At 30.5% G+C, this 25,173-nt stretch carries 30 protein-coding genes and 1 tRNA gene; 15 read left to right on the top strand and 16 right to left on the bottom strand.

The window, feature by feature from the left end; translation table 11 throughout:
- Nucleotides 1-37: 37 nt before the first annotated feature.
- The gene (gene bcp, locus G4L40_RS05560; protein ID WP_166236163.1) at nucleotides 38-490 is read left to right on the top strand and encodes a thioredoxin-dependent thiol peroxidase; all 453 of its coding nucleotides are present in this window, start codon (nucleotides 38-40) and stop codon (nucleotides 488-490) included.
- 29 nt (nucleotides 491-519) lie between these two features.
- Here the strand turns inward: bcp and G4L40_RS05555 are convergent, their stop codons facing one another.
- Nucleotides 520-1,989 carry a TonB-dependent receptor gene (locus tag G4L40_RS05555; protein WP_166236161.1) on the bottom strand — a complete coding sequence of 490 codons (1,470 nt, stop codon included), beginning with the start codon at nucleotides 1,987-1,989 and terminating at the stop codon, nucleotides 520-522.
- A gap of 112 nt (nucleotides 1,990-2,101) precedes the next feature.
- On the opposite strand from G4L40_RS05555, the gene G4L40_RS05550 reads away from it, so the two are divergent.
- Nucleotides 2,102-2,866 carry an MBL fold metallo-hydrolase gene (locus G4L40_RS05550; protein WP_166236160.1) on the top strand — a complete coding sequence of 255 codons (765 nt, stop codon included), beginning with the start codon at nucleotides 2,102-2,104 and terminating at the stop codon, nucleotides 2,864-2,866.
- A gap of 6 nt (nucleotides 2,867-2,872) precedes the next feature.
- Nucleotides 2,873-3,370, top strand: coding sequence for a hydrolase (locus G4L40_RS05545; RefSeq protein WP_166236159.1), 498 nt, complete (start codon nucleotides 2,873-2,875; stop codon nucleotides 3,368-3,370).
- Nucleotides 3,371-3,398: 28 nt separating this feature from the next.
- Here G4L40_RS05545 and G4L40_RS05540 read toward each other — a convergent pair whose 3' ends face one another.
- The 5 genes from G4L40_RS05540 to G4L40_RS05520 form a co-directional block, all read right to left on the bottom strand.
- Nucleotides 3,399-3,791 carry a DUF1801 domain-containing protein gene (locus G4L40_RS05540; protein WP_166236158.1) on the bottom strand — a complete coding sequence of 131 codons (393 nt, stop codon included), beginning with the start codon at nucleotides 3,789-3,791 and terminating at the stop codon, nucleotides 3,399-3,401.
- 75 nt (nucleotides 3,792-3,866) lie between these two features.
- Nucleotides 3,867-4,616: a triose-phosphate isomerase gene (gene tpiA / locus G4L40_RS05535; protein WP_166236157.1), complete on the bottom strand. Its 750-nt coding sequence runs from the start codon at nucleotides 4,614-4,616 to the stop codon at nucleotides 3,867-3,869.
- Between the two features lie 4 nt (nucleotides 4,617-4,620).
- The gene (locus tag G4L40_RS05530; protein ID WP_317163937.1) at nucleotides 4,621-5,121 is read right to left on the bottom strand and encodes a TlpA family protein disulfide reductase; all 501 of its coding nucleotides are present in this window, start codon (nucleotides 5,119-5,121) and stop codon (nucleotides 4,621-4,623) included.
- A 3-nt stretch (nucleotides 5,122-5,124) separates the two neighbouring features.
- A complete protein-coding gene (locus tag G4L40_RS05525; RefSeq protein ID WP_166236156.1) occupies nucleotides 5,125-6,210 on the bottom strand; it encodes a MauE/DoxX family redox-associated membrane protein in 1,086 nt (361 codons plus the stop codon).
- 61 nt (nucleotides 6,211-6,271) lie between these two features.
- The gene (locus G4L40_RS05520; RefSeq protein WP_166236155.1) at nucleotides 6,272-6,811 is read right to left on the bottom strand and encodes a DUF1599 domain-containing protein; all 540 of its coding nucleotides are present in this window, start codon (nucleotides 6,809-6,811) and stop codon (nucleotides 6,272-6,274) included.
- 135 nt (nucleotides 6,812-6,946) lie between these two features.
- On the opposite strand from G4L40_RS05520, the gene folP reads away from it, so the two are divergent.
- From folP to G4L40_RS05505, 3 genes are read left to right on the top strand one after another with little or no spacing between them, the layout of a single operon-like run.
- On the top strand, nucleotides 6,947-7,774 hold the full coding sequence (gene folP / locus G4L40_RS05515) for a dihydropteroate synthase (RefSeq protein ID WP_166236154.1): 828 nt from the start codon (nucleotides 6,947-6,949) through the stop codon (nucleotides 7,772-7,774).
- Nucleotides 7,771-8,388: a hypothetical protein gene (locus tag G4L40_RS05510; protein ID WP_166236153.1), complete on the top strand. Its 618-nt coding sequence runs from the start codon at nucleotides 7,771-7,773 to the stop codon at nucleotides 8,386-8,388. The genes folP and G4L40_RS05510 overlap by 4 nt, the downstream gene beginning before the upstream one ends.
- Nucleotides 8,389-8,408: 20 nt before the next feature.
- The gene (locus G4L40_RS05505; RefSeq protein ID WP_166236152.1) at nucleotides 8,409-8,792 is read left to right on the top strand and encodes an NTF2 fold immunity protein; all 384 of its coding nucleotides are present in this window, start codon (nucleotides 8,409-8,411) and stop codon (nucleotides 8,790-8,792) included.
- A gap of 3 nt (nucleotides 8,793-8,795) precedes the next feature.
- Here the strand turns inward: G4L40_RS05505 and rlmH are convergent, their stop codons facing one another.
- From rlmH to G4L40_RS05475, 6 genes are all read right to left on the bottom strand, one after another.
- Complete coding sequence (gene rlmH / locus G4L40_RS05500; RefSeq protein WP_166236151.1) at nucleotides 8,796-9,269, bottom strand: 23S rRNA (pseudouridine(1915)-N(3))-methyltransferase RlmH; 474 nt, start codon at nucleotides 9,267-9,269, stop codon at nucleotides 8,796-8,798.
- An 85-nt stretch (nucleotides 9,270-9,354) separates the two neighbouring features.
- A tRNA-Tyr gene (locus G4L40_RS05495) sits at nucleotides 9,355-9,436 on the bottom strand.
- 164 nt (nucleotides 9,437-9,600) lie between these two features.
- Nucleotides 9,601-10,734: a TlpA disulfide reductase family protein gene (locus tag G4L40_RS05490; protein WP_166236150.1), complete on the bottom strand. Its 1,134-nt coding sequence runs from the start codon at nucleotides 10,732-10,734 to the stop codon at nucleotides 9,601-9,603.
- Nucleotides 10,735-10,854: 120 nt separating this feature from the next.
- Nucleotides 10,855-12,264: an MBL fold metallo-hydrolase gene (locus G4L40_RS05485; RefSeq protein WP_166236149.1), complete on the bottom strand. Its 1,410-nt coding sequence runs from the start codon at nucleotides 12,262-12,264 to the stop codon at nucleotides 10,855-10,857.
- Between the two features lie 61 nt (nucleotides 12,265-12,325).
- On the bottom strand, nucleotides 12,326-13,102 hold the full coding sequence (locus G4L40_RS05480; RefSeq protein WP_166236148.1) for a sulfite exporter TauE/SafE family protein: 777 nt from the start codon (nucleotides 13,100-13,102) through the stop codon (nucleotides 12,326-12,328).
- A complete protein-coding gene (locus tag G4L40_RS05475) occupies nucleotides 13,102-13,734 on the bottom strand; it encodes a Crp/Fnr family transcriptional regulator (RefSeq protein WP_166236147.1) in 633 nt (210 codons plus the stop codon). The genes G4L40_RS05480 and G4L40_RS05475 overlap by 1 nt, the downstream gene beginning before the upstream one ends.
- An 84-nt stretch (nucleotides 13,735-13,818) precedes the next feature.
- On the opposite strand from G4L40_RS05475, the gene G4L40_RS05470 reads away from it, so the two are divergent.
- Nucleotides 13,819-14,373, top strand: a complete 555-nt coding sequence (locus G4L40_RS05470) for a hypothetical protein (RefSeq protein WP_166236146.1) — start codon at nucleotides 13,819-13,821, stop codon at nucleotides 14,371-14,373.
- A 1-nt stretch (nucleotide 14,374) separates the two neighbouring features.
- Entirely contained in the window at nucleotides 14,375-14,584 is a 210-nt protein-coding gene (locus G4L40_RS05465) for a hypothetical protein (protein ID WP_166236145.1), read from the top strand.
- Between the two features lie 60 nt (nucleotides 14,585-14,644).
- On the opposite strand, the gene G4L40_RS05460 is transcribed toward G4L40_RS05465, so the two are convergent.
- The 3 genes from G4L40_RS05460 to G4L40_RS05450 are packed head-to-tail and all read right to left on the bottom strand — an operon-like array spanning nucleotide 14,645 to nucleotide 16,346.
- A complete protein-coding gene (locus G4L40_RS05460) occupies nucleotides 14,645-15,211 on the bottom strand; it encodes a YceI family protein (protein WP_166236144.1) in 567 nt (188 codons plus the stop codon).
- A 33-nt stretch (nucleotides 15,212-15,244) separates the two neighbouring features.
- Nucleotides 15,245-15,880, bottom strand: a complete 636-nt coding sequence (locus G4L40_RS05455) for an NAD(P)H-dependent oxidoreductase (RefSeq protein WP_166236143.1) — start codon at nucleotides 15,878-15,880, stop codon at nucleotides 15,245-15,247.
- Nucleotides 15,881-15,893: 13 nt separating this feature from the next.
- Nucleotides 15,894-16,346 carry a MarR family winged helix-turn-helix transcriptional regulator gene (locus G4L40_RS05450; RefSeq protein WP_166236142.1) on the bottom strand — a complete coding sequence of 151 codons (453 nt, stop codon included), beginning with the start codon at nucleotides 16,344-16,346 and terminating at the stop codon, nucleotides 15,894-15,896.
- A 129-nt stretch (nucleotides 16,347-16,475) separates the two neighbouring features.
- Between G4L40_RS05450 and G4L40_RS05445 the strand changes: the two genes are divergently transcribed.
- Nucleotides 16,476-16,781 (top strand): rhodanese-like domain-containing protein, encoded by a 306-nt coding sequence (locus G4L40_RS05445; protein ID WP_166236141.1) that lies wholly within the window; start codon nucleotides 16,476-16,478, stop codon nucleotides 16,779-16,781.
- 34 nt (nucleotides 16,782-16,815) lie between these two features.
- On the opposite strand, the gene G4L40_RS05440 is transcribed toward G4L40_RS05445, so the two are convergent.
- On the bottom strand, nucleotides 16,816-17,493 hold the full coding sequence (locus tag G4L40_RS05440) for a Crp/Fnr family transcriptional regulator (protein WP_166236140.1): 678 nt from the start codon (nucleotides 17,491-17,493) through the stop codon (nucleotides 16,816-16,818).
- A gap of 109 nt (nucleotides 17,494-17,602) precedes the next feature.
- Between G4L40_RS05440 and G4L40_RS05435 the strand changes: the two genes are divergently transcribed.
- The 6 genes from G4L40_RS05435 to ccoG all read left to right on the top strand — a co-directional run bounded on the left by G4L40_RS05435 (nucleotide 17,603) and on the right by ccoG (nucleotide 25,160).
- A complete protein-coding gene (locus G4L40_RS05435; protein WP_166236139.1) occupies nucleotides 17,603-19,978 on the top strand; it encodes a heavy metal translocating P-type ATPase in 2,376 nt (791 codons plus the stop codon).
- Between the two features lie 82 nt (nucleotides 19,979-20,060).
- Nucleotides 20,061-20,261, top strand: a complete 201-nt coding sequence (gene ccoS / locus G4L40_RS05430) for a cbb3-type cytochrome oxidase assembly protein CcoS (RefSeq protein WP_166236138.1) — start codon at nucleotides 20,061-20,063, stop codon at nucleotides 20,259-20,261.
- A 2-nt stretch (nucleotides 20,262-20,263) separates the two neighbouring features.
- Nucleotides 20,264-22,447, top strand: coding sequence for a cytochrome-c oxidase, cbb3-type subunit I (ccoN, locus tag G4L40_RS05425; protein ID WP_166236137.1), 2,184 nt, complete (start codon nucleotides 20,264-20,266; stop codon nucleotides 22,445-22,447).
- Complete coding sequence (locus G4L40_RS05420; RefSeq protein ID WP_166236136.1) at nucleotides 22,447-22,620, top strand: CcoQ/FixQ family Cbb3-type cytochrome c oxidase assembly chaperone; 174 nt, start codon at nucleotides 22,447-22,449, stop codon at nucleotides 22,618-22,620. The genes ccoN and G4L40_RS05420 overlap by 1 nt, the downstream gene beginning before the upstream one ends.
- 78 nt (nucleotides 22,621-22,698) lie before the next feature.
- Complete coding sequence (locus G4L40_RS05415) at nucleotides 22,699-23,655, top strand: cbb3-type cytochrome c oxidase N-terminal domain-containing protein (protein WP_166236135.1); 957 nt, start codon at nucleotides 22,699-22,701, stop codon at nucleotides 23,653-23,655.
- An 80-nt stretch (nucleotides 23,656-23,735) separates the two neighbouring features.
- A complete protein-coding gene (gene ccoG / locus G4L40_RS05410) occupies nucleotides 23,736-25,160 on the top strand; it encodes a cytochrome c oxidase accessory protein CcoG (protein ID WP_166236134.1) in 1,425 nt (474 codons plus the stop codon).
- Nucleotides 25,161-25,173 lie beyond the last annotated feature (13 nt).

Raw genomic sequence — 25,173 nt, 5'->3', positions numbered from 1 at the left:
ACAAATTTAAACTTTAAACTTTTAAACTAAAAATAAAATGACAACATTAAAAATAGGGGATAAAGCACCTAGTTTTTCAGGTTTAGACCAAAATGGAATAGCTCATAAATTAGCCGATTATAAAGAAAAGAAATTAGTAGTTTTCTTTTATCCTAAGGCAAGTACTCCTGGTTGTACAACAGAAGCGTGTGATTTGAGAGATAATTTTGATCGTTTTCAAACTAATAATTATGCGTTGTTAGGTGTAAGTGCTGACAGTGCCAAAGCGCAGACAAAATTTGTAGAGAAATATGATTTACCTTTCCCATTATTAGCAGATGAAGATAAATCGGTGATTCAAGCGTTTGGTGTTTGGGGACCGAAGAAATTTATGGGTAGAGAGTACGATGGTATCCACAGAACTACTTTTGTAATTGATGAAAACGGAATTATTGAAGATATCATTACAGATGTAAAAACTAAAGCTCACGCTGCTCAAATTTTGAAATAAAAAAAGGCTACAATTTGTAGCCTTTTTTGTTATTTTATTTCTTCTGGTTCTTTTAAATCTAATTCACAAGCAAAAGAGAATAATTTTTCTTTTTTAATAATATCAGCAGTTCCATCAGGTAGTAAGTTTTCCCAACCTGTTTCTCCTTTGCAAATCATTTTTAATATTTTTCTAGAGAAAATATCTAAATTACTTTCATCATAATCTTTAATATCGATTACTTTTCCATTGAATTTAAAGAATTTATATAATTCTTTCATTCTTGGGTGTACTTTTAAGTTTTCAGACGTGATGATGTTTCCATCTTCATCTTTCATTGGATATAAATATACTTTTAAATCTCTGTAGAATAATTTTCCGAAAGCTTCTAAAATTCCTCCAGATAAATGGCGGTAATATTTTTCGTCAAAAATTTCGACCAAGTTACTAACTCCCATTGCTAATCCCATTCTAGCTTTTGAATAGTTTGAAAAATATTCAACTACTTTGAAATATTCTTGGAAGTTCGAAATCATTACGGTTTGTCCTAGTTTACAAAGCAATTCTGCTCTATCAAGGAAGTCACGTTCATCAATTTCACCTTCTGCTTTTAGGTTCGAAAGTGTAATCTCAAAAACTACAAATGTATTTTCTTTATCTACTTTATTTTCTTGAATAAACATATTGTATGATTCTTCATACATGTCCATGTTTACTTTAGTTACAGGTCTAAAACTTCCTCTTAATGCAAGGATATTTTTCTTGTATAAAACCGCAGCAGGAAGTATATTTTTCCCATCAGGTCCAAACATTACCGCATCTGTCATGCCGTTTTTAACCAATTGTAAACTCATTAATCGATTATCAACATTTGCAAAACGTGGTCCTGAAAAGTTAATTGTATCAATTTCTAATTGGTCTTTATCTAAATGATCGTATAAATAACGTAATAATTTTTTTGGATCGTTGTATTTGTAAAATGCGCCATAAATCAAATTTACTCCAAGAATACCAAGAGTTTCTTGCTGCAATTTGGCATCATTTTCTTTAAAACGTATATGTAAAATAATTTCGTTGTAATCTTCGTCTGGTTCAACTTGATATACAATTCCTACCCAACCATGACCTTTAAATTGTTTTGCAAAATCAATAGTTGCAACGGTGTTTGCGTAACTAAAAAACAATTTATTAGGATGTTTGTCACGGCTTAAACGTTGTTCCACCAAATTAATTTCGTGGGTTAACATTTTTCTTAAACGACTTTCAGTAACGTATCTTCCATCAACTTCTTCACCATAAATTGCATCACTAAAGTCTTTATCATAAGCAGACATTGCTTTTGCAATAGTTCCAGAAGAAGCTCCAGCTCTAAAAAAATTACGCACTGTTTCTTGTCCAGCTCCAATTTCCGCAAAAGTACCATAGATATTTTCATTAAGATTTATTCTTAGGGCTTTATCTTTTGTGGAAGGAATCTGTTCAATTTCTTTGTCACCACGAACTTTAATATCAGTAACCATATGTGTTTAATTTGGGCTTTTTCTTAACATTTAGCGTTAAAACATAATATTTGCAAAGTTAGTCATTTTATGAAAAAATAAGGTAAATATTCTTATTTTTGTAAAAAAAGAATTGAAAGTATATTTTTTAGGAACAGGTACTTCACAAGGAATTCCAGTAATTGGAAGCCAACATTCAGTTTGTTTAAGTTCTGATTCACGTGATAAACGATTACGAGTTTCCGTGTGGATAGAAGTTGACGAAACTTCAATAGTTATTGATTGTGGACCTGATTTTAGACAGCAAATGCTTACTTCAAAATGCCAGCATATTGACGGATTATTGTTTACTCATGAGCATTCAGATCATACTGCTGGATTAGATGATATTCGTCCATTCTATTTTAAACAAGGTGATATCAAAATTTTTGCTCACAGACGAGTTTTGGTTAATTTGGAAAAAAGATTTGATTATATTTTTGAAACTGAAAACAAATATCCTGGAGCGCCATCTGTTACTCCAAATGAAGTTGTAGAAAATGTTTCTTTTTTGGTTAATGATATTACAGTTGAGCCTATCAATGCTTTACATGGGAATTTGCAAATATTTGGTTATAAAATACAAGACTTTGTTTATTTAACAGATGTAAAAACAATTGATGCAACTGAAATTGAGAAAATTAAGAACTGTAAAGTGTTGGTAATAAATTGTTTGCGAGAAGAACCGCATGCGACACATTTTAATTTAGAAGAAGTTTTACATTTTATATCTTTGGTGCAGCCTGATAAAGCCTATTTGACACATATCAGTCATCTATTTGGTTTTCATGAAGAAATTCAACAAAAGCTTCCAAAAGGAGTTTATATTGCTTACGATAATTTAGAAATTTTAATTTAATATATTATGAAGAATGTTTTTTTATATGGTTTAGTTTTTTCGTTGTTATTCAATGTTTTTCAATATGTTAATTCAACTAAAATATTAGATGCAAAAGAAAAAGAGGTTGAAAATGTAAAAGCTAATTTAAAAATTTCACGCGATTCAGTCATGAGTTTGACAAGTGCTAATTATTTTTCTTTAGAAAGTGATGAAGATGCGCAAGAATATTTTTATTCTCATGAATTGGATTATCAAAAAGTAGCTGAAAAAGTGAAAGAAGATTTGTTAGTTTTAAACGAAAATAAAAAGGGTAATAAACTAATTCCTTATGAACCAATAGATGGTAAAGTTTTTCTAGTAAACAATTCTAAAATTTTAAATCATAGATGGTTGATAGCTGAATTTTCAAATGGAGATTTGTGGGGTCAGATTTTAGTGAAATACTTTGTGAGTCCAGATAAACCAACAGATTTTGAAACAGTTGAAACAGTTTTATATGAAAGACAAACAAAAGAACAATAACATAAACTCTCTAGAAATAGAGAGTTTTTTATTTAATACGTTCTAAAACTCCTTTTCGTTTTACAATGTTTTTATAATCCCATTGAATCTCTTTTGATTTTTTGAGCCAACTTTCTAAATCTTTGCGATTTATTTCGTTTACAGAATTATAATAAATGGAAGCATCTTGAAATTTTGCTCCTAGAATATTGAGTTTATCTTCTTCAAATGATTTTCCACTCCAAAACATTAACCGAATGCCTTTCTTTTGTTTACTGTATCCAACAATTGGATTGCCGTCTAAAAACCAAACAGGATGTGCATGCCAAATTTTATTTTCGGCTTCAGGTAAATGCAAGTTTATTTCATTTGTTAATAAATCACAAATTAACTGGTCTTCAGTTGATTGAGAACTATTGTAAGTTTGCACATCTAAATTCATAGCTATGTATTTGAATCAAAAATAATAAAAAAACTCCGAGTAGTATCGGAGTTTTTTTTATAAGCAAATAGCAAATTAAAATCCATTTACAATTGCTAAAAAATCATCTGCTTTTAAGGCCGCACCACCTATTAAACCACCATCTACATCAGGTTTTGAAAAGATTTCTTTGGCATTATCAGGTTTAACACTACCACCATATAAAATAGTTAAATCATCGGCAATATCAAAACCATATACTTTTTCAACTAAAGTTCTAATAAATTTGTGCATTTCTTGTGCTTGATCTGGAGAAGCTGTTTCACCGGTTCCAATTGCCCAAACCGGCTCATATGCTAAAACAATATTAGCCCAATCTTTTTTATCTAAATGAAATAATCCATCACGTAATTGATATTCAACTACGTTAAAATGGTTATTGTCTTGACGGTCTTTTAATTCTTCTCCAAAACAAAAAATGATACGCATTTCATGTTTTAAAGCGGTATCTACTTTATTAGCTAATAAAGCATCTGTTTCATGAAAATAGGCACGTCTTTCACTATGTCCTAATATTACAGTATTTACTCCAATATCAGTTAACATATGTGCTGAAATTTCACCTGTAAAAGCACCACCTTCAGCTTGGTGCATATTTTGAGCAGCTACTGTTATGTTGTGACCATTTGTTTTTTCAACTGCTTTGGCTAAGTTTACAAACGTTGGTGCTACAATAATCTCTGTTGTTGTGTTCGGTTTTTTAGCAATAATTTCTTCTAGTAATGCAATCGTTTCTTGCTGATTTTTGTGCATTTTCCAGTTACCTGCTACAATGTTTTTTCTCATGATTTTATTTTAATGAATCTAATGTTTGAATTAATTTTTCGTCATCTGCTTCGATTACTTTGTAAAGTACAATTTTTCCACTTTTGTCAACAACCATATAACGAGGAATCCAATCTAAGTTTACAGATTTACCAAAAATACCTTTCATGCCGTCTGAAGTTAAATAATGCTCGCCATTTATTTCATGTTTTTCAATACCTTTTATCCATGCGTCATAGGTTTTATCCATTGAAATAAATAGGTAAGTAGCATCAGGGTATTTTTTTTGAAGGTCTTTTACTTTTGGCATACTTTTAATGCAATCTGAACACCATGAAGCCCAAATGTCTATTACAACGGTTTTTCCTTCATATTTTTTTAGAATTTCGGCAAAAGTAATTGACTTGTTTTCTACAGTTACCATTACATTATTTAAGGCTTCCTTTTTGAAGCTTGTTTCTTCTTTTTGTGCGCAACCTAATGTGCTAATTAGCAATGTTGCTAAAACGAATATTTTTTTCATCATAATTTATTTTTTTAATTCCGAATAATTCTTTTTTATGGTTTTCTTTAATTCTGAAGCGTTGAATTTATTAGCATTAATTCCGTCATAAAATTTTATTTCATTTCCATTCCATAAATATTTTACACCTGGCGTGTCTCGGCTATTGCCTAATACATTCCAAAAACTAATTACATCAACTACTTGATAAGGATATTTGGCACCAGCAATCGTAAAAAAATCTGGAATTTTTTCCACTTCTTCATCCATGAAAATAATTGATATATCTGGAAATGACTTGTCTTTGCGTTTCATTTCGGTCAATTGTTTTGCAGTTTCTTGGCAGTGATCACATCCTGGAGCAAAAAAGCATAGAATTTTTTTGTCTTTATCAATGTTGGGAAAAAAGTTTGCAAAACCAGATTTTTTGGCAACGGGTTCGTCAATTTTCTTTTCTGCTATAATTTCTTTTCCGTCTTTTAATTTAATAGAATCACCTCCAGTAGCAATGGTTTCTGTTGTATAAATGAAATCTGTTGCTGGTTTTAATGTGGTTATGCTGTCATTTAATGTTGAACTAGTATTTGATAACGCGCTTGATATCGATTTCATTGGTGCCAACATAAATATGCTTAAAATTCCTGAAAGAATTACTGTTGAAAGTATCCAAAAATTTGATTTGCCATCAGATGGAAGCAATTTTAATAACCAAAATAACAACCCTACAGCGATGATGTTTTTAATAATGGCTTCTACAGGAGTCATCGGAATTAATTCGCCAAAACAGCCACAATTGCCAGAATTACCACTAATAAATGTTTCATAACTCAAGTGAATAATAAAAACAACTAACAATGTGATAGTAGCTGGAATCGTAATTTTTTTTAAATGATGATTGATTAAAAGTAAAATACCTAAAGCAAATTCAACACCAATCAATGTTCTTGAAAAATAAGGAGCAAAATCTGCTGAAAAGCCTAATGAATAGAGCTGTTTGACTTCAAAAGTAGAAATTGCAAAATAGGGTGAAGGGTATAATTTTGCTATAGCAGAAACAATAAAAAGCGCTGCTACAACACTGCGAATTATCCAAGAAATAGTTTCTTTCTTCATGTGAGAATTTTAATTTTTATAAAATTACAACTTCTATTAAAAACACGTTGTTAACGACTTGTTATTTATTTTCCATTAAAATTAAAGCAAAAACAGAATAGTTAATCATATCTTGATAGTTGGCATCAATCCCTTCAGAAACAAGTGTTTTTCCTTGATTGTCTTCAATTTGTTTTACACGAAGCAACTTTTGTAAAATTAAATCGGTTAAACTACTCACACGCATTTCGCGCCAAGCTTCCCCATAATCGTGGTTTTTGTCTTCCATTAAAGCTTTAGTTAATGCCACTTTTTCGTCATAAAGTGCAATAGCTTCTGCAAAATCCATATCGGGTTGTTCTACAATTCCTTTATCAATCTGAATAAGTGCCATAATACAGTAATTGATAATTCCAATAAATTCTGAAGTTTCGTCTTCGGCAACTTTTCGAATATCGTTTTGTTGAAGACTTCTTATTCTTTGGGCTTTAATGAATATTTGATCGGTTAAAGAAGGCAGGCGTAAAATGCGCCACGCACTTCCGTAATCTTTCATTTTTTTACTGAATAATTCGCGGCAAACCGCTATAACTTTATCGTATTGTTGAGAAGTATTCGACATTATTTGCTGTATATTTGTATGAATTTTTTCCAAAAGTAAAAAAATAAGAACAAAGAAAACAGCATATTGATTAAAGATTTTCATGTTTTTATGAGAAATCGATTTCGTAAGCTGTAAAGCATAACTTACTTTAAAATGACAATCAATTGTAGCGGAACACTTATCGATTTATCTGTGCCAAAAGTAATGGGTATTTTAAATGTGACACCCAACTCGTTTTATGATGGAGGTAAGCATAGAGAAATTAACTCAATTATTCATCAAGTAGATAAAATGCTTTCAGAAGGAGCTGATTTTATTGATATTGGTGCTTATTCAAGTAAACCTAGCGCAGAATTTGTCTCGGAACTAGAAGAAATTGAACGATTGAAAGTGGTTGTGAAAGAACTCATAAATACGTTTCCCAATATTGTTTTATCTGTAGATACTTTTAGAGCAGCTGTGGCAAAAGTGGCTGTAGAACATGGAGTTGCAATTGTAAATGATATTTCGGCTGGGTTGTTGGATGAAAAAATGCTACCTACAGTTGCAGAATTGAAGGTTCCGTACATTATGATGCATATGCGTGGAAATCCTCAAACCATGCAAAGTATGACAAAATATGATGATATTGTTAAGGAAATTACGTTCTATTTTTCAGAAAGAATTCAAAAAGCAAGAAGTTTTGGAATTTCAGATATTATTATTGATCCTGGATTTGGTTTTGCTAAAACAGTAGAACAAAATTATGAAGTATTAAACAAAATGGAAGTCTTCTCAATGTTAGAATTGACATTATTAGCTGGTGTTTCAAGAAAATCAATGATATATAAAGTATTAGAAACTACGCCACAAGAAGCATTAAATGGAACAACAGTTTTAAATACTATTGCGTTGCAAAAAGGAGCTAAAATTTTGCGTGTTCATGATGTAAAAGAAGCGGTTGAGTGTATAAAATTAGTCAGTAAATTAAATGTAATATGAAAAAAATAGTTGTTATAGTTGTTTTAATAAGTTTGTTTTCTTGTGCAGAAAAGGAAGTTTTGCTACCACAAGTTGAAAAAACAATTGTAGATAAAATTGAAGATCATTCGCCAATTTATATGTTTTTTAAAAGTGAAGCCAAGGACACTTTAATGGAAGTGAATAGAAAAAATTCGATTAGTTCTACCAATTGGATTTTTAATATCGATAAGCGATTACCATTGCGATTGGTGATTCCAGAAATAATGAAATTGCAAGCCAAAAAGGAGGGAAGCGCACATAAAAATGAAGCTTCTGAAAATTATTTTTCATATTCAGACAGCATTCATAAACAATTAGCTTTTATTCCTTTTACAAGAGTGAAATTTAAGTTAGAACAACCAAAATTAGGAGTAAATATTTATTTTGCTAAAAGCAATAGGGTTTTTGTAAATTCGACAGAAGTTAAAAAAGAAGATTTGGTAAACTATTTAGAACATTTACCAACAGATAAGCCATTGCATTATAATTTTTGTTTTGATAAAACAGCTGATTATGGAAGTTTTATTAAAAATATGGTTTTTATTCAATCATTAGAAATTGAAATGAAAATTATGGAGTTTTATGTTTATTAAAGTAAAATAAATTAAGTTTTATGAGAAATAGTTTTTATATAATATTTTTCTTTTTTATCATTTTTTTTGGTTGCGCACAGACAGCAGAAAGAAGAAGTTTTCATGGAAAAGAATTTGCTGAAAAAGAATTAAAAGCAGCATTAAATCAAAATAATGAAGTAAAGTTACATGAAGATACTATATTAATAAAAGATAGTATAACTGCTATAAAAATTGCTGAGCCAATACTTTTTGAAATTTATGGAGAGGAAAATATCTCATTACAGAGACCTTACGAGTGTTATTTAATTGAAAATTATTGGGTTATTTCAGGAACATTACCGGAAGGGATATTAGGAGGAACATTCCTATTCATTTTTGATTCGAGAAATAATGAGATAATTAAAATTATACACGGAAAATAATTACTACTGATGATGATACGGTTCGTTTCGTAAAATAGTAAATCCTCTATAAATTTGCTCAATTACAAACAAGCGTACCATTTGGTGAGAGAATGTCATTTCTGATAAAGATACTTTTCCTTGTGCTTTTTGATAAACGGTTTCGCTAAAGCCATATGGACCGCCAATAACAAAAACTAATGTTTTGATTCCAGTGTTCATTTTCTTTTGCAAATAGTCTGAAAAGCCTACACTGCTGAATGTTTTTCCATTCTCGTCCAACAAGATAAGTTGGTCTGTTACACTGATTTTTGACAAAATGAGTTCGCCTTCTTTTTCTTTTTGTTGGGTTTCTGATAAATTCTTTACGTTTTTGATATCTGGAATAATTTCTAAATCAAATTTCACATAAAAAGACAATCGTTTTGTGTAGTCATTAATCAATGATTGCAAGTCTTTATTATCAGTTTTACCAATAGATATAAGTCGAATATTCATCAGATTACTTTTAGTTTGTAAATCTATTAATCGTTGTAAAAATAAATAAAAAAAGCACTTCAATTTTGAAGTGCTTACTTTTTTGTGGGGAGAGCAGGATTCGAACCTGCGAAGATGTAATCAGCGGATTTACAGTCCGCCCTCGTTGGCCGCTTGAGTATCTCCCCAAGCCATCTTGCTTATTTGACTAAGCGGTTGCAAATATAGAATTGTTTTTCTTACAAACAAAGATATTTACTACTATTTTATTACGTTTTTTCTAACTTTCTGTAAATGAAAAGCATAAAAAAATCTCCCGAAGGAGATTTTATATTTTGTGAGATAAAAAATATTATTTTTCACCTAAAAGTTCTTTAACTTTAGCTTTTAAAGCATCTCCTCTTAAATCTTTTGCAACAATATTTCCTTTAGCATCTAAAATAAAAGTAGCAGGAATTGATTCTACACCATATTGTTTTGCAATTGGCTCAGACCATTCTTTTAAGTTAGAAATATGATTCCAAGTCAATCCATCTTTTGCAATAGCTTCTTTCCATTTTGCTGCATCTTTATCTAAAGAAACACCAATAATGTTTAATCCTTTGCTGTGGTATTCATTGTATAATGCAACTACATTAGGATTTTCTTTACGACAAGGTCCACACCAAGACGCCCAAAAATCAATGATTGTAACTTTTCCTAATGATTCTTTTAATGATAATTTTTTTCCATCAGGAGTATTTGCAGCAAAGTCTGGTGCTGGTTGACCAATAGTAATTGTTGCAACTTTTTCAGCTGGTTTTTCAGAAAAAGCTTTTTTCATTTTTTTTCCAGCTTTAGTATCTTGAACCTCTTTGCTTAATTTATCAAAATAAGTTTTCCCTTCTTCAAGAGAGATAAATTTTGAATTTACAAAGTTTTCAATTAATAATAAGGCTAAATAAGAGTCGTTATTTTTTTTAACAAAATCTAATGATTTTTTATTCATTTCATCTTGAAAAACTTTCATTTTATTCTGCAAATCTTGCAATGCAACTAAATCTTGCTTTTGCATAGCTTCCATGTAAACTTTTTGGTTTTCATTTTGGAATTTAATCGCTTTTTTCATGATAGATTTACTATCATCATTGAATGTTTGAAAATAATCATTGTTTTTGGTTCCTCCAATTTTTGAGTTTTGAACAGAATCTTTAACAAATTCAATTTCAATGTTACCATTTTCTAAAATGATTGGAAGCGAAGCATTGTCTTCAAATTTAACATAAGCAAATTCAATTCCTTCTTTTAGTTTTCCATCAAATTTAAATTTTCCATCTTCTACAACGGCAGTATCAATTGCAACTGGCATTCCTGTTTCGTTAGGAACTTCAATGAATACTTTTTTTCCATTTTCGATTCCTTTTGCTGTTCCAGATACTTCGTAGCCATCTTTATTACAAGATAAAAGAATTACTGCAGCTGTAATAATTAAAATTATTTTTTTCATTTTTATATTAAATTTTGGCAAATGTATTTAAAATTAGTGAGTATAAAAATTATTAATTTGTAATAGTTTCATAAAAAAAGTCAGGCACAAGACCTGACTTGAATAATAACTTAAAGAAAATTATTTTAGTGTACTTGGACAAACAAAGGCTGTCAGAGGTACATTTGTATTTCTAATTCCAGCCATTCCTTTTTCTACATTAATCATATTGTGATAACCTCTCGATTTTAAAATAGAAGACATAATTACCGAGCGATAACCTCCAGCACAATGCAAAAAGAAAGGTTCTTCTTTTGGAACTTCAGCTAATTGTTCATTTACATAGTCTAGAGGAATATTGATGGCTTTTTCAACATGTTCGGCGTTGTATTCACTAGGCTTTCTAGCATCAACAACAATAGATTTTTCATATTTAGAAACAAACTCTTCTGGAGATATTGAATCTATAGTATCGGTTTCAAAACCAGCAATTTTCCATGTATTTAATCCGCCTTTTAAATACCCTAAAGTATTGTCAAAGCCTACTCGAGACAATCTTGTGATGGTTTCTTTTTCCATTCCATCTGGAGTAATTAATAAAATGGGTTGTTTGGTGTCTCTAATTAATGCTCCAACCCAAGGCGCAAATTGTCCATGTAAACCAATAAAAATAGAGCCAGGAATATGTTCTTTTACAAAATCATTTTCGTGACGAACATCTAATATCAATGCTTCAGATTGATTCGCTATTGTTTCAAATTCTTCAGCCGAAAGTGCTTTATTTGCTTTATTCATTATATTTTCAAGGCTTTCATATCCTTGAATATTCATCATTACGTTTTGTGGAAAATAGGCTGGAGGAGGTGTTAATCCGTCTAAAAGTTCAGCGATAAATTCTTCACGCGTCATATCGGCTCTTAAAGCATAATTTACTTTCTTTTGATTTCCCAGTGTATCGGTGGTCTCTTTACTCATGTTTTTTCCACAAGCACTCCCAGCACCGTGATTTGGATAGACAATTAAGTCATCGCTTAACGGCATAATTTTGTTGCGAAGTGAGTCATATAAATGATTAGCTAAAACTTCTTGTGTTAAGTCTTCAACTAATTCTTGTGCTAAATCTGGTCGGCCAACGTCGCCAATAAATAAGGTGTCGCCAGTGATTATTCCATGTTGCTTACCACTTTCATCCGTTACTAAATAACAAGTACTTTCTAATGTGTGACCAGGAGTGTGAATTGCTTTAATTGTAACGCCACCAACCTTAAACTCTTGTCCATCTGTTGCAATAATAGCATCAAAGTTTGGTTTGGCTGTAGGGCCATATACAATTTTAGCACCTGTTTTTTGAGCCAAATCAATATGTCCTGAAACAAAATCTGCATGAAAGTGTGTTTCAAAAATATAGTTTATTTTTGAACCATCTTTAGTTGCTTTATCAATATAAGGCTGCACTTCTCTTAATGGATCAAAAATGGCAGCTTCTCCATTGCTTTCGATGTAATATGCTGCATGAGCAATACATCCGGTATATATTTGTTCGATTTTCATAGCTTAAATTTTTTACAAAAATACTTTATGTTTTTTAATAGTTTGGTACTGTTTGTTACATTTAAAATTCTTTTAACAGGATTATACCTGCCATAATTAATACAAAATAGGCAAATATCTTTTTAAGTTGGTTTTCATTAGTAAATTTACTCCAATACATTCCTATGAAAATACCAACGACAGAAATGGAACTAAATGTTAATAAGAATAGCCAGTCAATAGTAATATTTTGAACGTCACCCATGAAACCTATTATTGAATTCATTGCAATGATAAATAATGAAGTTCCAATAGCCTTTCGCATAGGTAATTTTACAAATAATATTAATGATGGAATAATTAAAAATCCGCCACCTGCGCCTACAAGACCAATAATAATTCCAATACAAAAAGTTTGAATCCCTATGAATAGTATGTTTCTATTTTGTGTTGGCAATGTTTCTGCATTTTTCTTTTTTAAAACAGAAAGGGCTCCAAATATCATGATTACTGCAAAAAATACCATTAAAAACATATTTTTCGTAATGACAAAAGGTGCTTTTAAAATAATCTCTGGAATTTGAGGTACAATGAATTTTCTAGTTAAATAAACAGCAATAAATGATGGAATTGCAAAAATGAATCCGTTTTTTATGTCTACTAAATTTTTTCTATAATTTTGAATGGCTCCAAAGGCAGAAGTAGTTCCCACTATAAAAAGGGAATAAGCTGTTGCTACTACTGGATTAATAGATAATATATACACTAAAATAGGTACAGTTAAAATAGAGCCACCTCCACCAGTTAGTCCTAAAACTAAACCAATACAAAGTGCACCAAAATAGCCAAGTAACTCCATTAAAATTCTAAAATTTCTATTTTATTTCTATGCAGTTTAATTTTACCTTGAATTTCTAATGCTTTTAGCAATCTTGAAATTACAACTCTTGAAGTATGCATTTCATAAGCAATTTCTTGATGCGTATTATGAATTTCAGTATCACCAATAACTTTTGCTTTATCAGTTAAATATTTGTACAAACGTTCGTCTAAATTCATGAAAGCTAACGTGTCAATAGCTTCTAGCATTTCCATTAATCTTACATTGTAGCTATCAAACACAAAATTTCTCCAGGTTTTATATTTGGTTAACCAATCTTCCATTTTTTCAACAGGAATCATTAATAGTGCTCCATTAGTTTCTGCAATGGCTCTAATTCTACTTTTAGATTGTCCCATGCAACAAGTCAAAGTCATGGCACAAGTGTCACCTCGCTCAAGAAAATATAAAAGCAATTCATCCCCATTTTCATCTTCTCTTAATATTTTAATTGCGCCGTTTAATAATAGTGGCATTGTTTTGATGTAGTCGCCAATTTCAATTAAATAGTCATCCGCTTTAAATTCTTTGTAAGTGGCAACTTTTAAAATTTCATCGATAAGAGCTTCTTCAAAAATATACCCGTAGGCTTGATTTAAAATATCTTTCATTTGAATTCCTTTTTTTGTAAAGATACTATTAATCTTTAAAAATCAAATGTTACATTTGTTACAAAGTAATTGATTCAAACAAAAATGATCCAGAAAAAGTACAATAAAACCAATTTTCATAAGCATACTTTTTGTGAGTTTAGAGAAGTTACTTTTGATGAAATTTCTGATGTAATAATTCATCATAAAAGTAAATCGGGAAGTAGCTATAGTTTTAATGATGAAGGAGTTTATCGGATTTCAAATCACTGGGGAAGAGCGGCAAATTGTAGATGGCGATTGATTTCAAGAGCAAGTTCAAAAATTAATAATTCGAATAATAAAATTGGTTTTGCTAAATGGGTTGATTTTTATCCGAATAATGACACTGAGAAACTTTTTTATATTGAAGTTGATTTTGAGTCAAATGATATAATTTTTCAACATAAAAATAATCCGAATTTTGATGGAAAATCAATTGTTCGAAATGCTTCGGAAACTGCTAAAGTAATTCGACAAATTAAAGAAATATTAGAAACTACCACTTGGGCAAGCTATTATGAAATTGAGAATATTCAGTTGACAAGGAAAAAAATAATAGAATCATTATTAAAAACTAACTTATCTTTGGCAGAAATTAAACGAAACATATTGTCTTAAAATGAATAATAGCGAAAAAATAATTAATGATATTCAGGAAATAATTGATTTTATTGCGGCTAATAAAGTAGCTGAAGCCAATTCAAAACTACTTGAAGTTAGTGAGTATCTAGACGATTTATTAGATACGACCGAGGATGATGATACAATGATTGAGTTGAGTAAATATCAAGTGTTATTAAATCACTTAAATTTAAAAATAAACCCATAAAAAAAGCCTTGAATTTTCAAGGCTTTTTTAGTTTTTCATAGCAATTTTTCCCAGTCGATATTAGAACGCTAACTTTACAGTTAAATCAAATTCATCATAGATAGCTTTATCTCCTAATCCGTCAAAGAAACTTCCTGAACCATATTTGATGTCATATTTTGTTCTGTCAACTTTTAAAGCAGCAGTAGCTGTATTTCCATTTACGGTAATTTCAAAAGCAATAGAATTTGTTTTTCCTTTGATTGTTAAATCAGCTGTAACAGTATAAACTCCATTTCCTTTTTCTCCAATAGATTTGAAAACTAAAGTAGCAGTTGGGAATTTTTCAGTTCCAAAGAAATCATCAGATTTTAAGTGACCATCTAATTTTTCTTTCATTCCACCTGATAAGTCTGTAGTTGATACACTTGTCATATCTACAGTAAAGTTTCCTCCAACTAATTTTTTACCGTTGAAAATTAATTTTCCTTCTTTTAAATTAATTGTTCCTTCATGGGCGCCAGTTACTTTTTTTCCAACCCAGTTAATTGTACTTTTAGATACGTCTACTTTTTTGCTTACTTGAGCAGTAGTTGATAATGTTACGAAAGCTACTAAAGCTAATGCGATTGATTTTAAATTTTTCATTGTTTTAAATTTTTAATGTTAAAGGGTTATTTATTAAATAGTTTGAAATAATTCTTGTTTAGATTTTCTCACTTTTGCATAATGCTGTGTTGCGTCTTCTTCATGACGGTATCCAACGGTTGCAACTAGAGAAGCATTTAATCCCAATTGGTTTAATCCTAAGATTTCATTATATTTTTCTGGTTCAAAACCTTCCATTGGTGTAACGTCAATTTTTAATTCTGCGGCAGCATTAAGTAAATTTCCTAAAGCTAAATATGTTTGTTTTGATGTCCATACGGCTTTTTTGTCGGCAGGTAAACTTACTAAGTTACCTTTCATAAAATCACCATATCCTTTTAAATCATCAACGCTCAAACCTCTTGTGTTTGCTATATTTTCTAAATAATCGTCGATATGAGATTCTTGCACATCCGTTATATTAGCAAAAACAAATAGGTGAGAAGCATCAACAATTTGTGATTGCCCCCAAGATGCAGGTTGTAATTTTGCTCTAACTTCAGGATTTTCTACAATCAATACTTTGTATAATTGTAATCCATAAGATGAAGCGCTTAATCTGATAGCTTCTTTCAATGTTTCTAAATCTTGTTCAGAGACTTTTTTAGAAGCATCAAATTTTTTAGTGGCATAGCGCCAGTTTTGATTTTCAATAAAATTATTACTCATAGCGTTTTTTATATTAATTTCTAAATTTTTCCAATAGTTCGTTTAGCAATTCAAGTTCCGATATAGATAAATTTTTTGCAAAAGTTTCTTCGTGCTCATTTACGATTGGATCTAATTGAGACAAGAGTTGTAATCCTTTTTCGGTAATAGTAATTTCCATTTTTCTTCTGTTTTCTGGGCAGATTTCTCGGATTACCAAGTCTTTTAGAAGCAATTTATCTACAAGTCTTGTTGTATTACTAGTTTTGGCAATCATTCTTTCCTGTATAGTGCACATATTTACAGGGTTTCCTTTTTGCCCTCTTAAAATGCGTAACACATTAAATTGTTCGGGTGATAAGTCAAATGGTTTTAATATTTCATTAAACTTTTCAGAAATGACATTTTGAGTATACATTACATTGAGTAATGTTTTCTTTTCTATTGCCATTGGATAGGTCGGTTTTATGATTTCTTCTATTCTCATTTGAGTTTGTAAAATTTGTATGTACAAATGTAGTAAAAAAATTATTTGTATGTACAAATGTTTGTTAATTTTTTATTAAAGTTTTGAAATTAAATTTTAGATAGTATTTTTGACTAAAATATTTAGACAATGAATTTAGGACAAAAAGAATGGTGGAGTCAGTTTTTAGCTGATGAAAATGGAGTACTATTAGATGTGCGCACAGAAGATGAATACAACGATGGTTCAATACCAAATGCTATTAATATTGATATTTATAAAGGACAAGGCTTTATATATAAAATAGAGGAGTTAGACAAATCAAAAAATTATTATGTGTACTGTGCGGCAGGAGCAAGAAGTAGCCAAGCGTGTGGTGTTATGCAACAACTTGGTTTTGAAAACACTTATAATTTATTAGGTGGTTTTTCGAATTGGGAAGGACCAACGAAGTAATAAATAAAAAATCCGCTACTAAGCGGATTTTTTATTAAGCAAATCTTTTCAATTTGTTTTTATCGAGAATTGTAATCTTCTTTCCAGTAAGTTCAACAAAACCACTTTTATTAAGTTCTGATAATAATCTAATACAGCTTTCAGTGGCTGTACCAATCATTCCTGCTAACTCTTCTCTTGAAAGTTGAATACGTAATGAATCATCATCATTTTTTCCAAAAGTTTCTTCTAAATAAATAAGTGTTTCTACAAGTCTTTGGCGAACAGTTTTTTGAGCCATGTTTACCATATGATCGTCGGCATCTTTCAAATCATCACATATCGTACGCATAACATTCATTGAAAATTGATTATTATCCGTAAAAAATTGCATTACTTCACTCTTTGGAATAAAACAAACTTCCATGTCTTCTAATGCGACAGCACTTAAATTTGCTGGTTCATCACTTATCATAGAACGTTGTCCTAATAATTCGCCAGGTTTTACCAATTTTACAATTTGGTCTTTACCATTATCACTTAGTTTTGACAATTTACAAACACCGTCTTTAACACAATAAATACCATTAGTCACTTCACCTTCTTCAAAAATAGGTTCACCCTTTTTGATGGTATAAGAAGTTTTACATTCAGCCATTTTTAAAAGTTCTTCTTTGTTCAAAGCTTTTAAAGAACTAAACTGCCTTACGATACACTGTTCACATTTTTCCATAAATAAATTTTATTTATTGCGATTACAAAATTACAAAAATGTATGACAAATATCATATTTTGTACTATATTTATAAAAGAACTTTGTCAAAGGTAAAATGAGCAAATTTATGGACACAGAAAATTGTTTCCATTGTGGTAATGAAATAATAAAAAAAGACGAGATTTTATTTGATGATAAGAAATTTTGTTGCAATGGTTGTAAGGCTGTTTACGAAATTTTTAGTCAAAATGATTTGTCGTGTTATTATGATTTTCAGGCTGCCCCTGGCGCTACTCCACAGGATATACAAGGTAAGTACGACTTTTTAGACAATGAAGAAATTGTTACAAAACTTCTCGAATTCCAAGAGAATACAACACATATTGTTTCACTCTACATTCCTCATATACACTGTAGTTCGTGTATTTGGATTTTGGAAAATTTACAAAAACTTCAACCAGGAATAAGTACCTCTCAGGTTAATTTTGGGGAAAAGAAAGTACGTGTTACATACAACCCTGAAAAGACTTCTTTAAAAGATATTGTTTATCTATTAAGTTCTATCGGATATGAACCTTATATAAGTTTAGAAAACTTTGACGAAGGTAAAAAGAAAGTAGATAGAAGTTTAATCTATAAAATAGGTGTGGCTTTTTTCTGTTTTGGAAACATCATGCTATTATCATTTCCGGAATATTTTGAAGTTGAAGAATATTGGATTAACCAATACAGAGGTTTTTTTAGATGGTTAATTTTTGGTTTATCATTACCTTCTTTTATTTATTCCGCTTCGGGTTATTATGTTTCTGCATGGAAAAGTATTAAGTCTAGGATGTTAAACATTGATATCCCTATAGCTTTAGGAATTATAGTAATGTTTGTTAGAAGTACTGTCGATATCGTTTTTGATTATGGTCAAGGTTTTTTTGACAGTATGTGTGGTTTGGTCTTCTTTATGTTACTTGGAAAATTATTTCAACAAAAAACGTATGATTTTCTTTCGTTTGAGCGGGATTATAAATCTTATTTTCCAATAGCAATTACAAAAGTATTACCAAATGGAACAGAAGAATCGGTTCAAGTATATGACATTGAAAAAGGAGATAGATTATTGATTCGAAATCAAGAATTGATTCCTGTTGATGGTATTTTAATTTCAGAGAAAGCTGCAATAGATTACAGTTTTGTTACTGGTGAAGCCGTTCAAATTGAAAAAAAATCAGGAGATAAAATTTTTGCTGGTGGAAAGCAATTAGGAAAAGTAATTGAAATGGAAGTGCTTTTTTCGGTTTCTCAGAGTTATTTAACGCAATTATGGAGCAACGATGTTTTTCAAAAGCGTGTAGAACAGCAACATAAAACTATAACAGATAGAATCAGTCGCTATTTTACACCAGCTTTATTAGCGTTGGCAGTAGTTTCCTTTATTTATTGGATATTTATTGATGTGCAAACTGCTTTTAATGTTTTCACTGCGATTTTAATTGTTGCTTGTCCTTGTGCCTTGGCATTAACTGCGCCATTTACATTGGGTAATGTTTTGCGAATTTTGGGTAATCGTAAATTCTATTTAAAAAATGCTTTAGTTGTAGAACAACTGGCAAAAGTTGACACCATAGTGTTTGATAAAACAGGAACAATTACTACCAATAAAAAAACTTCAATTACTTATGAAGGTCAAATTTTAAACGATTTTGAGTTAAAATTGTTAAAAAATGCACTAAGGGGATCAAACCATCCTTTGAGTAGAAGATTGTATGATTTTATACCAAATCAACAAAAAATTGAAACAATTAGTTTTGAAGAAGTAATTGGTAAAGGAATTTTTGCTAAATTTGAAGAAGGTAGTATAAAATTGGGTTCCTCTCAATTTTTAGAGCATATGAGTGAAAATACGCACAAGAAGACAAAAGTGCATGTCGAAATTAATGGCGTATACAAAGGTAGTTATGTATTTAACAACCAATATCGAAAAGGTTTAGAACAATTATTTGAGCAATTAACCCCCAAATATCAATTAATTGTATTATCGGGAGATAATGATGGAGAACGCAAAATTTTAGAGAAAATGCTTCCTAAAAGTACTTTGTTAGTTTTCAATCAAAAACCAGAACAAAAATTAAATTATATTGAACAATTACAAAGCAGCGGAAAAAATGTAATGATGATTGGAGATGGATTGAATGATGCTGGAGCTTTAGCTCAAAGTAACATCGGAATTTCTATTTCTGAAAATGTTAATGTTTTTTCGCCAGCATGTGATGGAATTTTAGATGCAAGTCAGTTTGATAAAATAGCTTTTTTTATGAAATATTCTAAAAATGCTATGAAAACGATTTACATGAGTTTTGGATTGTCTTTGTTGTATAATGTTGTAGGACTGAGTTTTGCGGTTATAGGTAAGCTAGATCCAATTGTTGCAGCTATAATTATGCCATTGAGCACAATTACAATAGTAAGTTTTGTAACAATTATGACAAATGTATTTGCTAGAAGCAAGTAATTTTAACAAAAAATAAAGATATGATAAATATCATATTTTATAAATAGGAGCAGAAGTAACTTTGTTAACACAAATTTAAGGTATGAGTGTCATTTATATATTAATCACAGTAAGCATCTTCGTAGCAATACTATTTTTAGGCGCTTTCATTAAAGCAGTCAAAAGTGGTCAGTATGATGATGATTATACACCATCAGTCAGAATGTTATTTGACGATGAAATTGTAAAAGAGAATCCAAACAAATTAATACAAACACAAACAGAAAAACAAAAATCAATCTAATTATGGAGAAGCAACAATTTTATTACGACAACAAAATTGTAAGAAACTTTCTATACGCTTCCATAGCTTTTGGAGTTATAGGAATGCTTGTAGGGCTTTTAGTAGCCTTCTTATATTTGTTTCCAAATTTGACTGACGGAATTCCGTGGTTAAGTTATGGAAGATTAAGACCTTTGCATACTAATGCGGTAATTTTCGCTTTCGTTGGAAATGCAGTATTTGCGGGGGCTTATTATTCATTACAACGCTTGTTAAAAACAAGAATGTTTAGTGATTTTTTAAGTAAAGTAAATTTTTGGGGATGGCAGTTAATTATTTTAGGAGCTGCAATTACTTTACCTTTAGGATTTACAACATCAAAAGAATACGCAGAATTAGAATGGCCATTTGATATTGCTATTGCTTTAGTATGGGTTGCTTTTGGAGTAAATATGATTGGAACTATTATCAAAAGAAGAGAACGTCATATATATGTAGCTATTTGGTTTTACATTGCCACATTTATTGCGGTTGCTTTGCTTCACATTTTTAATAGTTTAGAATTACCAGTATCAGCATTAAAATCTTATTCTGTATATGCTGGAGTTCAAGATGCATTAGTACAATGGTGGTATGGTCATAATGCAGTAGCATTCTTTTTGACAACGCCGTTTTTAGGATTGATGTATTATTTTGTGCCTAAAGCGGCTAATCGTCCTGTATATTCTTATAGGTTGTCAATTATTCACTTTTGGTCGTTAATCTTCATTTACATTTGGGCTGGTCCTCACCACTTATTATATTCTGCTTTACCAGATTGGGCACAAAACTTAGGAGTAGTATTTTCTGTAATGTTGATTGCACCATCTTGGGGAGGTATGATTAATGGTTTATTAACTTTAAGAGGTGTTTGGGATAGAGTAAGAGAAGAACCAGTTCTTAAATTCTTTGTAGTTGCTATTACAGGATATGGTATGTCAACTTTTGAAGGACCAATGTTATCATTAAAAAATGTTAATGCGATTGCTCACTTCACTGATTGGATTGTAGCGCACGTTCACGTTGGAGCTTTAGCTTGGAATGGTTTCTTAACTTTTGGTATGATTTATTGGATTATACCAAGAATTACTAAAACTACGTTATATTCTCAAAAATTAGCTAATTTCCATTTCTGGATTGGAACTTTAGGTATCATTTTATATGTGTTACCAATGTATGTTGCAGGATTTACACAAGCATCTATGTGGAAACAATTTAATCCTGATGGAACGTTAATGTATGGAAACTTCTTAGAAACTGTAACTCAAATTATGCCAATGTACATGATGAGAGCAGTTGGAGGAACATTATTCTTTGTAGGTATTTTAACTTTAGTTTACAACATTGTTAAAACTGTAAAACAAGGTTCTGCTGTTGAAAATGAATTAGCTGAAGCACCAGCATTAGCAAAAATAAGTTCTGGTCAATTGAAAGGTGAGAAATGGCATTCATGGTTAGAAAGAAAACCAGTTCAATTTACAATATTAACTACTATTGCTGTTGCTATTGGAGGAATTGTTCAAATCGTTCCAATGATTGTTGTAAAATCTAATATTCCTACAATTTCAAGTGTGAAACCATACACTCCTCTAGAGTTAGAAGGTAGAGATATTTATATTAGAGAAGGATGTAATAACTGTCACTCTCAAATGATTCGCCCATTCCGTTCTGAAGTTAAACGTTATGGAGAATATTCAAAATCTGGAGAATATGTATATGATCATCCATTCTTATGGGGTTCTAAAAGAACAGGTCCAGATTTAATGAGAATAGGTGGAAAATATAATGATAATTGGCATTTTAACCACATGTGGAGCCCGCAACGTATGGATGAAAAATCGGTAATGCCTGCTTATAAATGGTTATTTGATAACAAAGCAATGGATCATTCTTATATTGAGAAAAAAATGAGCGTAATGGTAACTTTAGGTGTTCCTTATACTGAAGCTGATATTGCAAATGCTAAAAAAAGTATTGAAGAGCAATCTGCAAAAATTGAAAAAAGCTTGCATAATGATCCAGATTTTGTAAAATCTTATGAAGACAGTAAGAAAAAAGCTGCAGCAAAAGGCGAAACTTTCGTATCAATGAAAGATAGAGAAATCGTAGCGCTTATAGCTTACTTACAACGTATGGGTACAGATATCAAAGTTAAAAAAGCTGAATAATGTTAAAATTTATTAAACATAATTTAGAAACTATTGATGGAGTAGATATCTATCCTATTATTTCATTAAGTATTTTCTTTGTTGTATTTGTGTCTTTCTTTATATGGGCAATGACTTACAGTAAAGATAAAATCAAAGAGTTGAGTGAATTACCATTCAAAGAAGAAAATTAAATAAATAACTTCCTCTCTTTTACCATGCGAGAGGAAGTTTATAAAAGGTTATCATTACCAATTTAAAATATTAATCAAATGAAAAAATTAATTCCAGCATATGTAAGAGTTCCTTTACTGTTTGCAATTGTATTTGCAGCATTGGAATATTTTATTGACTCCGGAGATAAACCTGCATTTATAAAGTTTCCAATGGTTTCTTTATTTTTAGGAGTATTTCTATTTTTATTAATTGCCATCGAAATTGTTATTAGTGCGGTTGATAAAGTTACTTATCATTTATTAACTGATGAGCAAAAAAAACAATTAGCAGAAGCACAATCTTTACCTTTTACTGAAAGTAAATTCTATCAAGGTATTATGCAAAAACTTACTCGTTCAAAAGATATTGAACAAGAAAAAGATGTAATGCTTGATCATGATTACGATGGTATTAAAGAGTTAGACAACGTATTACCTCCATGGTGGGTTGGTTTGTTTTGGGCATGTGTTGTTTTCGCAATTATTTATTTAGTACGTTTCCATGTAGTTGGAGATTACACACAAGCTGAAGAATTTTTAACTGAAATGGCAGAAAAAGATAAAGAAGTTGAAGAATGGAAAAAAACTGCTCCAGATCAAATGAATAAAGACAAAGTAACTTTATTAACTGATGCAGCAGCTTTGGCAGAAGGTAAAAAAATATTTGAATCTAATTGTGTTGCTTGTCATAGAGCTGATGCAGGGGGAGCAATTGGACCAAATTTAACTGATGAAAATTGGATTTTAGGAGGAGGTATTAAAAATGTATTTAATACAGTAATGGAAGGTGGTAGACCAGGAAAAGGAATGGTAGCATGGAAAGAATCTATAAAACCTACTGAGATTCAAAAAGTTGCAAGTTATGTTCTTTCTTTGCAAGGGTCAAATCCAAAGGAACCTAAAGCAACTGAGCCTGAAGCTAAACCATGGGTTGAAGAAGGAGCTGCTAAACCAGCTACTACAACACCAGTGGATTCAACAAAAACAGAAATAGTTGCACCTGCAACAAAATAAAAAAAGTAAAAAGGTTTTGGGTTCGCTCAAAACCTTTTTTAAACTTAAGTGAGTTTCACTATTGATTAAATAAAATTATTATGTCTAGTCAACCAAATTTGCCTGAAGAAAGTTTTAGAGACACTATAGCTACTATTAATGAAGAAGGAAAAAGAAATTATATTCATCCAAAAAAACCTTCTGGGCCATTTTATGAAAAAAGAAAACTTTTAAGTTATTTCCTTTTAGCGTTTTTAATTTCAGGGCCATTTATTAAAATTAATGGAAACCAGTTTTTAATGTTTAACGTTTTAGAACGTAGGTTTAATATCTTCGGTTTTCCATTTTGGCCACAGGATTTTCATTTATTTGTAATGTCTATGATTGTTGGTGTCGTGGGATTAACCTTATTTACAGTGGCGTTTGGAAGAATTTTTTGTGGATGGTTTTGTCCGCAAACCATTTTTATGGAAATGGTATTTAGAAGAATTGAATATTGGATTGATGGAGATAGAGGAGCACAAATTCGTCTAGCAAAACAAGAGTGGAATGCTGATAAAATAAGAAAAAGAGTTTTAAAACTAACTATCTTTTTTATTTTTTCATTTTTTATCGCAAATGTTTTTTTAGCTTATTTAATTGGAAGTGATAAATTGATTCAATTAGTAACTCACGGTCCTCAGAGCAATTTAAGTACACTTATACCACTCTTAATTTTTACAGGTGTTTTTTATTTTGTTTTTGCTTGGTTTAGAGAACAAGTTTGTATAATTGCTTGTCCATACGGTAGAATGCAAGGTGTGTTACTAGATAACAAATCTATTAATGTTGCCTATGACCATGTAAGAGGTGAAGGTGAAAATGGAAGAAAAAAATGGAGAAATGGTGAAGATAGAACTACAGCTGGTTATGGAGATTGTATCGATTGTAACCAATGTGTTGTAGTTTGCCCTACCGGAATAGATATTCGTAATGGAACTCAGTTAGAATGTGTAAACTGCACAGCTTGTATAGACGAGTGTGATACCATTATGGAAAAAGTTGGTTTACCAAAAGGATTGATCCGTTATGCAAGTGAAGATGAGATTGTTAAAAAAGAAAAATTCAAATTAACAACTCGAATGAAAGGTTATATTGTTGTTTTGGCCATTTTAATAGGTGTTTTAATTTCTATGTTATTTTTAAGAAATGAAGTTGAAGCGACAGTATTAAGAATGAATGGTCAAATGTTTGAACATAAAGGCGAAAACATCAGTAATGTATTTACTTATAAAATTGTGAATAAAACAGTTGAAGATTTAAAAGATATTCACTTTAAATTGAAAGATACAAAAGGAACGATTAAAGTTGTAGGTAAAGAAAATTTTGACGTAAAACAACAAGGTTTAGCACAAGGAACAATGTTTGTTGAGATTAACCAAGCTTTGTTAGAAGGAGATAAAATGGAAATTGAAATAGAAGTTTACAGTGGTGATAAACTAATAGAAACGGCTACCGCTAATTTTATGGGGCCAAGAACTTTCTAAATAAATTAAAAAA

This window comes from Flavobacterium celericrescens, assembly GCF_011392075.1.
GTDB classification, from domain to species: Bacteria; Bacteroidota; Bacteroidia; order Flavobacteriales; family Flavobacteriaceae; genus Flavobacterium; species Flavobacterium celericrescens.
Note: the sequence above shows the minus strand (reverse complement) of the source record. Positions and strands in the feature narration are given on the sequence as shown.

Excerpts from the sequence above, each read along its gene's own strand:
- ccoG (WP_166236134.1), top strand. The coding sequence starts at position 23,736 with ATGTCTAGTCAACCAAATTTGCCTGAAGAAAGTTTTAGAGACACTATA.
- tpiA (WP_166236157.1), bottom strand. The coding sequence starts at position 4,616 with ATGAGAAAAAACATTGTAGCAGGTAACTGGAAAATGCACAAAAATCAG.
- G4L40_RS05440 (WP_166236140.1), bottom strand. The coding sequence starts at position 17,493 with ATGGAAAAATGTGAACAGTGTATCGTAAGGCAGTTTAGTTCTTTAAAA.
- G4L40_RS05490 (WP_166236150.1), bottom strand. The coding sequence starts at position 10,734 with ATGAAAAAAATAATTTTAATTATTACAGCTGCAGTAATTCTTTTATCT.
- G4L40_RS05470 (WP_166236146.1), top strand. The coding sequence starts at position 13,819 with ATGATCCAGAAAAAGTACAATAAAACCAATTTTCATAAGCATACTTTT.
- ccoS (WP_166236138.1), top strand. The coding sequence starts at position 20,061 with ATGAGTGTCATTTATATATTAATCACAGTAAGCATCTTCGTAGCAATA.
- G4L40_RS05555 (WP_166236161.1), bottom strand. The coding sequence starts at position 1,989 with ATGGTTACTGATATTAAAGTTCGTGGTGACAAAGAAATTGAACAGATT.
- G4L40_RS05545 (WP_166236159.1), top strand. The coding sequence starts at position 2,873 with ATGAAGAATGTTTTTTTATATGGTTTAGTTTTTTCGTTGTTATTCAAT.
- G4L40_RS05480 (WP_166236148.1), bottom strand. The coding sequence starts at position 13,102 with ATGGAGTTACTTGGCTATTTTGGTGCACTTTGTATTGGTTTAGTTTTA.
- G4L40_RS05510 (WP_166236153.1), top strand. The coding sequence starts at position 7,771 with ATGAAAAAAATAGTTGTTATAGTTGTTTTAATAAGTTTGTTTTCTTGT.
- G4L40_RS05540 (WP_166236158.1), bottom strand. The coding sequence starts at position 3,791 with ATGAATTTAGATGTGCAAACTTACAATAGTTCTCAATCAACTGAAGAC.
- rlmH (WP_166236151.1), bottom strand. The coding sequence starts at position 9,269 with ATGAATATTCGACTTATATCTATTGGTAAAACTGATAATAAAGACTTG.
- G4L40_RS05450 (WP_166236142.1), bottom strand. The coding sequence starts at position 16,346 with ATGAGAATAGAAGAAATCATAAAACCGACCTATCCAATGGCAATAGAA.
- G4L40_RS05505 (WP_166236152.1), top strand. The coding sequence starts at position 8,409 with ATGAGAAATAGTTTTTATATAATATTTTTCTTTTTTATCATTTTTTTT.
- G4L40_RS05475 (WP_166236147.1), bottom strand. The coding sequence starts at position 13,734 with ATGAAAGATATTTTAAATCAAGCCTACGGGTATATTTTTGAAGAAGCT.
- folP (WP_166236154.1), top strand. The coding sequence starts at position 6,947 with ATGACAATCAATTGTAGCGGAACACTTATCGATTTATCTGTGCCAAAA.
- G4L40_RS05465 (WP_166236145.1), top strand. The coding sequence starts at position 14,375 with ATGAATAATAGCGAAAAAATAATTAATGATATTCAGGAAATAATTGAT.
- ccoN (WP_166236137.1), top strand. The coding sequence starts at position 20,264 with ATGGAGAAGCAACAATTTTATTACGACAACAAAATTGTAAGAAACTTT.
- G4L40_RS05435 (WP_166236139.1), top strand. The coding sequence starts at position 17,603 with ATGGACACAGAAAATTGTTTCCATTGTGGTAATGAAATAATAAAAAAA.
- G4L40_RS05455 (WP_166236143.1), bottom strand. The coding sequence starts at position 15,880 with ATGAGTAATAATTTTATTGAAAATCAAAACTGGCGCTATGCCACTAAA.
- G4L40_RS05520 (WP_166236155.1), bottom strand. The coding sequence starts at position 6,811 with ATGTCGAATACTTCTCAACAATACGATAAAGTTATAGCGGTTTGCCGC.
- G4L40_RS05485 (WP_166236149.1), bottom strand. The coding sequence starts at position 12,264 with ATGAAAATCGAACAAATATATACCGGATGTATTGCTCATGCAGCATAT.
- G4L40_RS05420 (WP_166236136.1), top strand. The coding sequence starts at position 22,447 with ATGTTAAAATTTATTAAACATAATTTAGAAACTATTGATGGAGTAGAT.
- G4L40_RS05415 (WP_166236135.1), top strand. The coding sequence starts at position 22,699 with ATGAAAAAATTAATTCCAGCATATGTAAGAGTTCCTTTACTGTTTGCA.
- G4L40_RS05525 (WP_166236156.1), bottom strand. The coding sequence starts at position 6,210 with ATGAAGAAAGAAACTATTTCTTGGATAATTCGCAGTGTTGTAGCAGCG.
- G4L40_RS05445 (WP_166236141.1), top strand. The coding sequence starts at position 16,476 with ATGAATTTAGGACAAAAAGAATGGTGGAGTCAGTTTTTAGCTGATGAA.
- bcp (WP_166236163.1), top strand. The coding sequence starts at position 38 with ATGACAACATTAAAAATAGGGGATAAAGCACCTAGTTTTTCAGGTTTA.
- G4L40_RS05460 (WP_166236144.1), bottom strand. The coding sequence starts at position 15,211 with ATGAAAAATTTAAAATCAATCGCATTAGCTTTAGTAGCTTTCGTAACA.
- G4L40_RS05530 (WP_317163937.1), bottom strand. The coding sequence starts at position 5,121 with ATGATGAAAAAAATATTCGTTTTAGCAACATTGCTAATTAGCACATTA.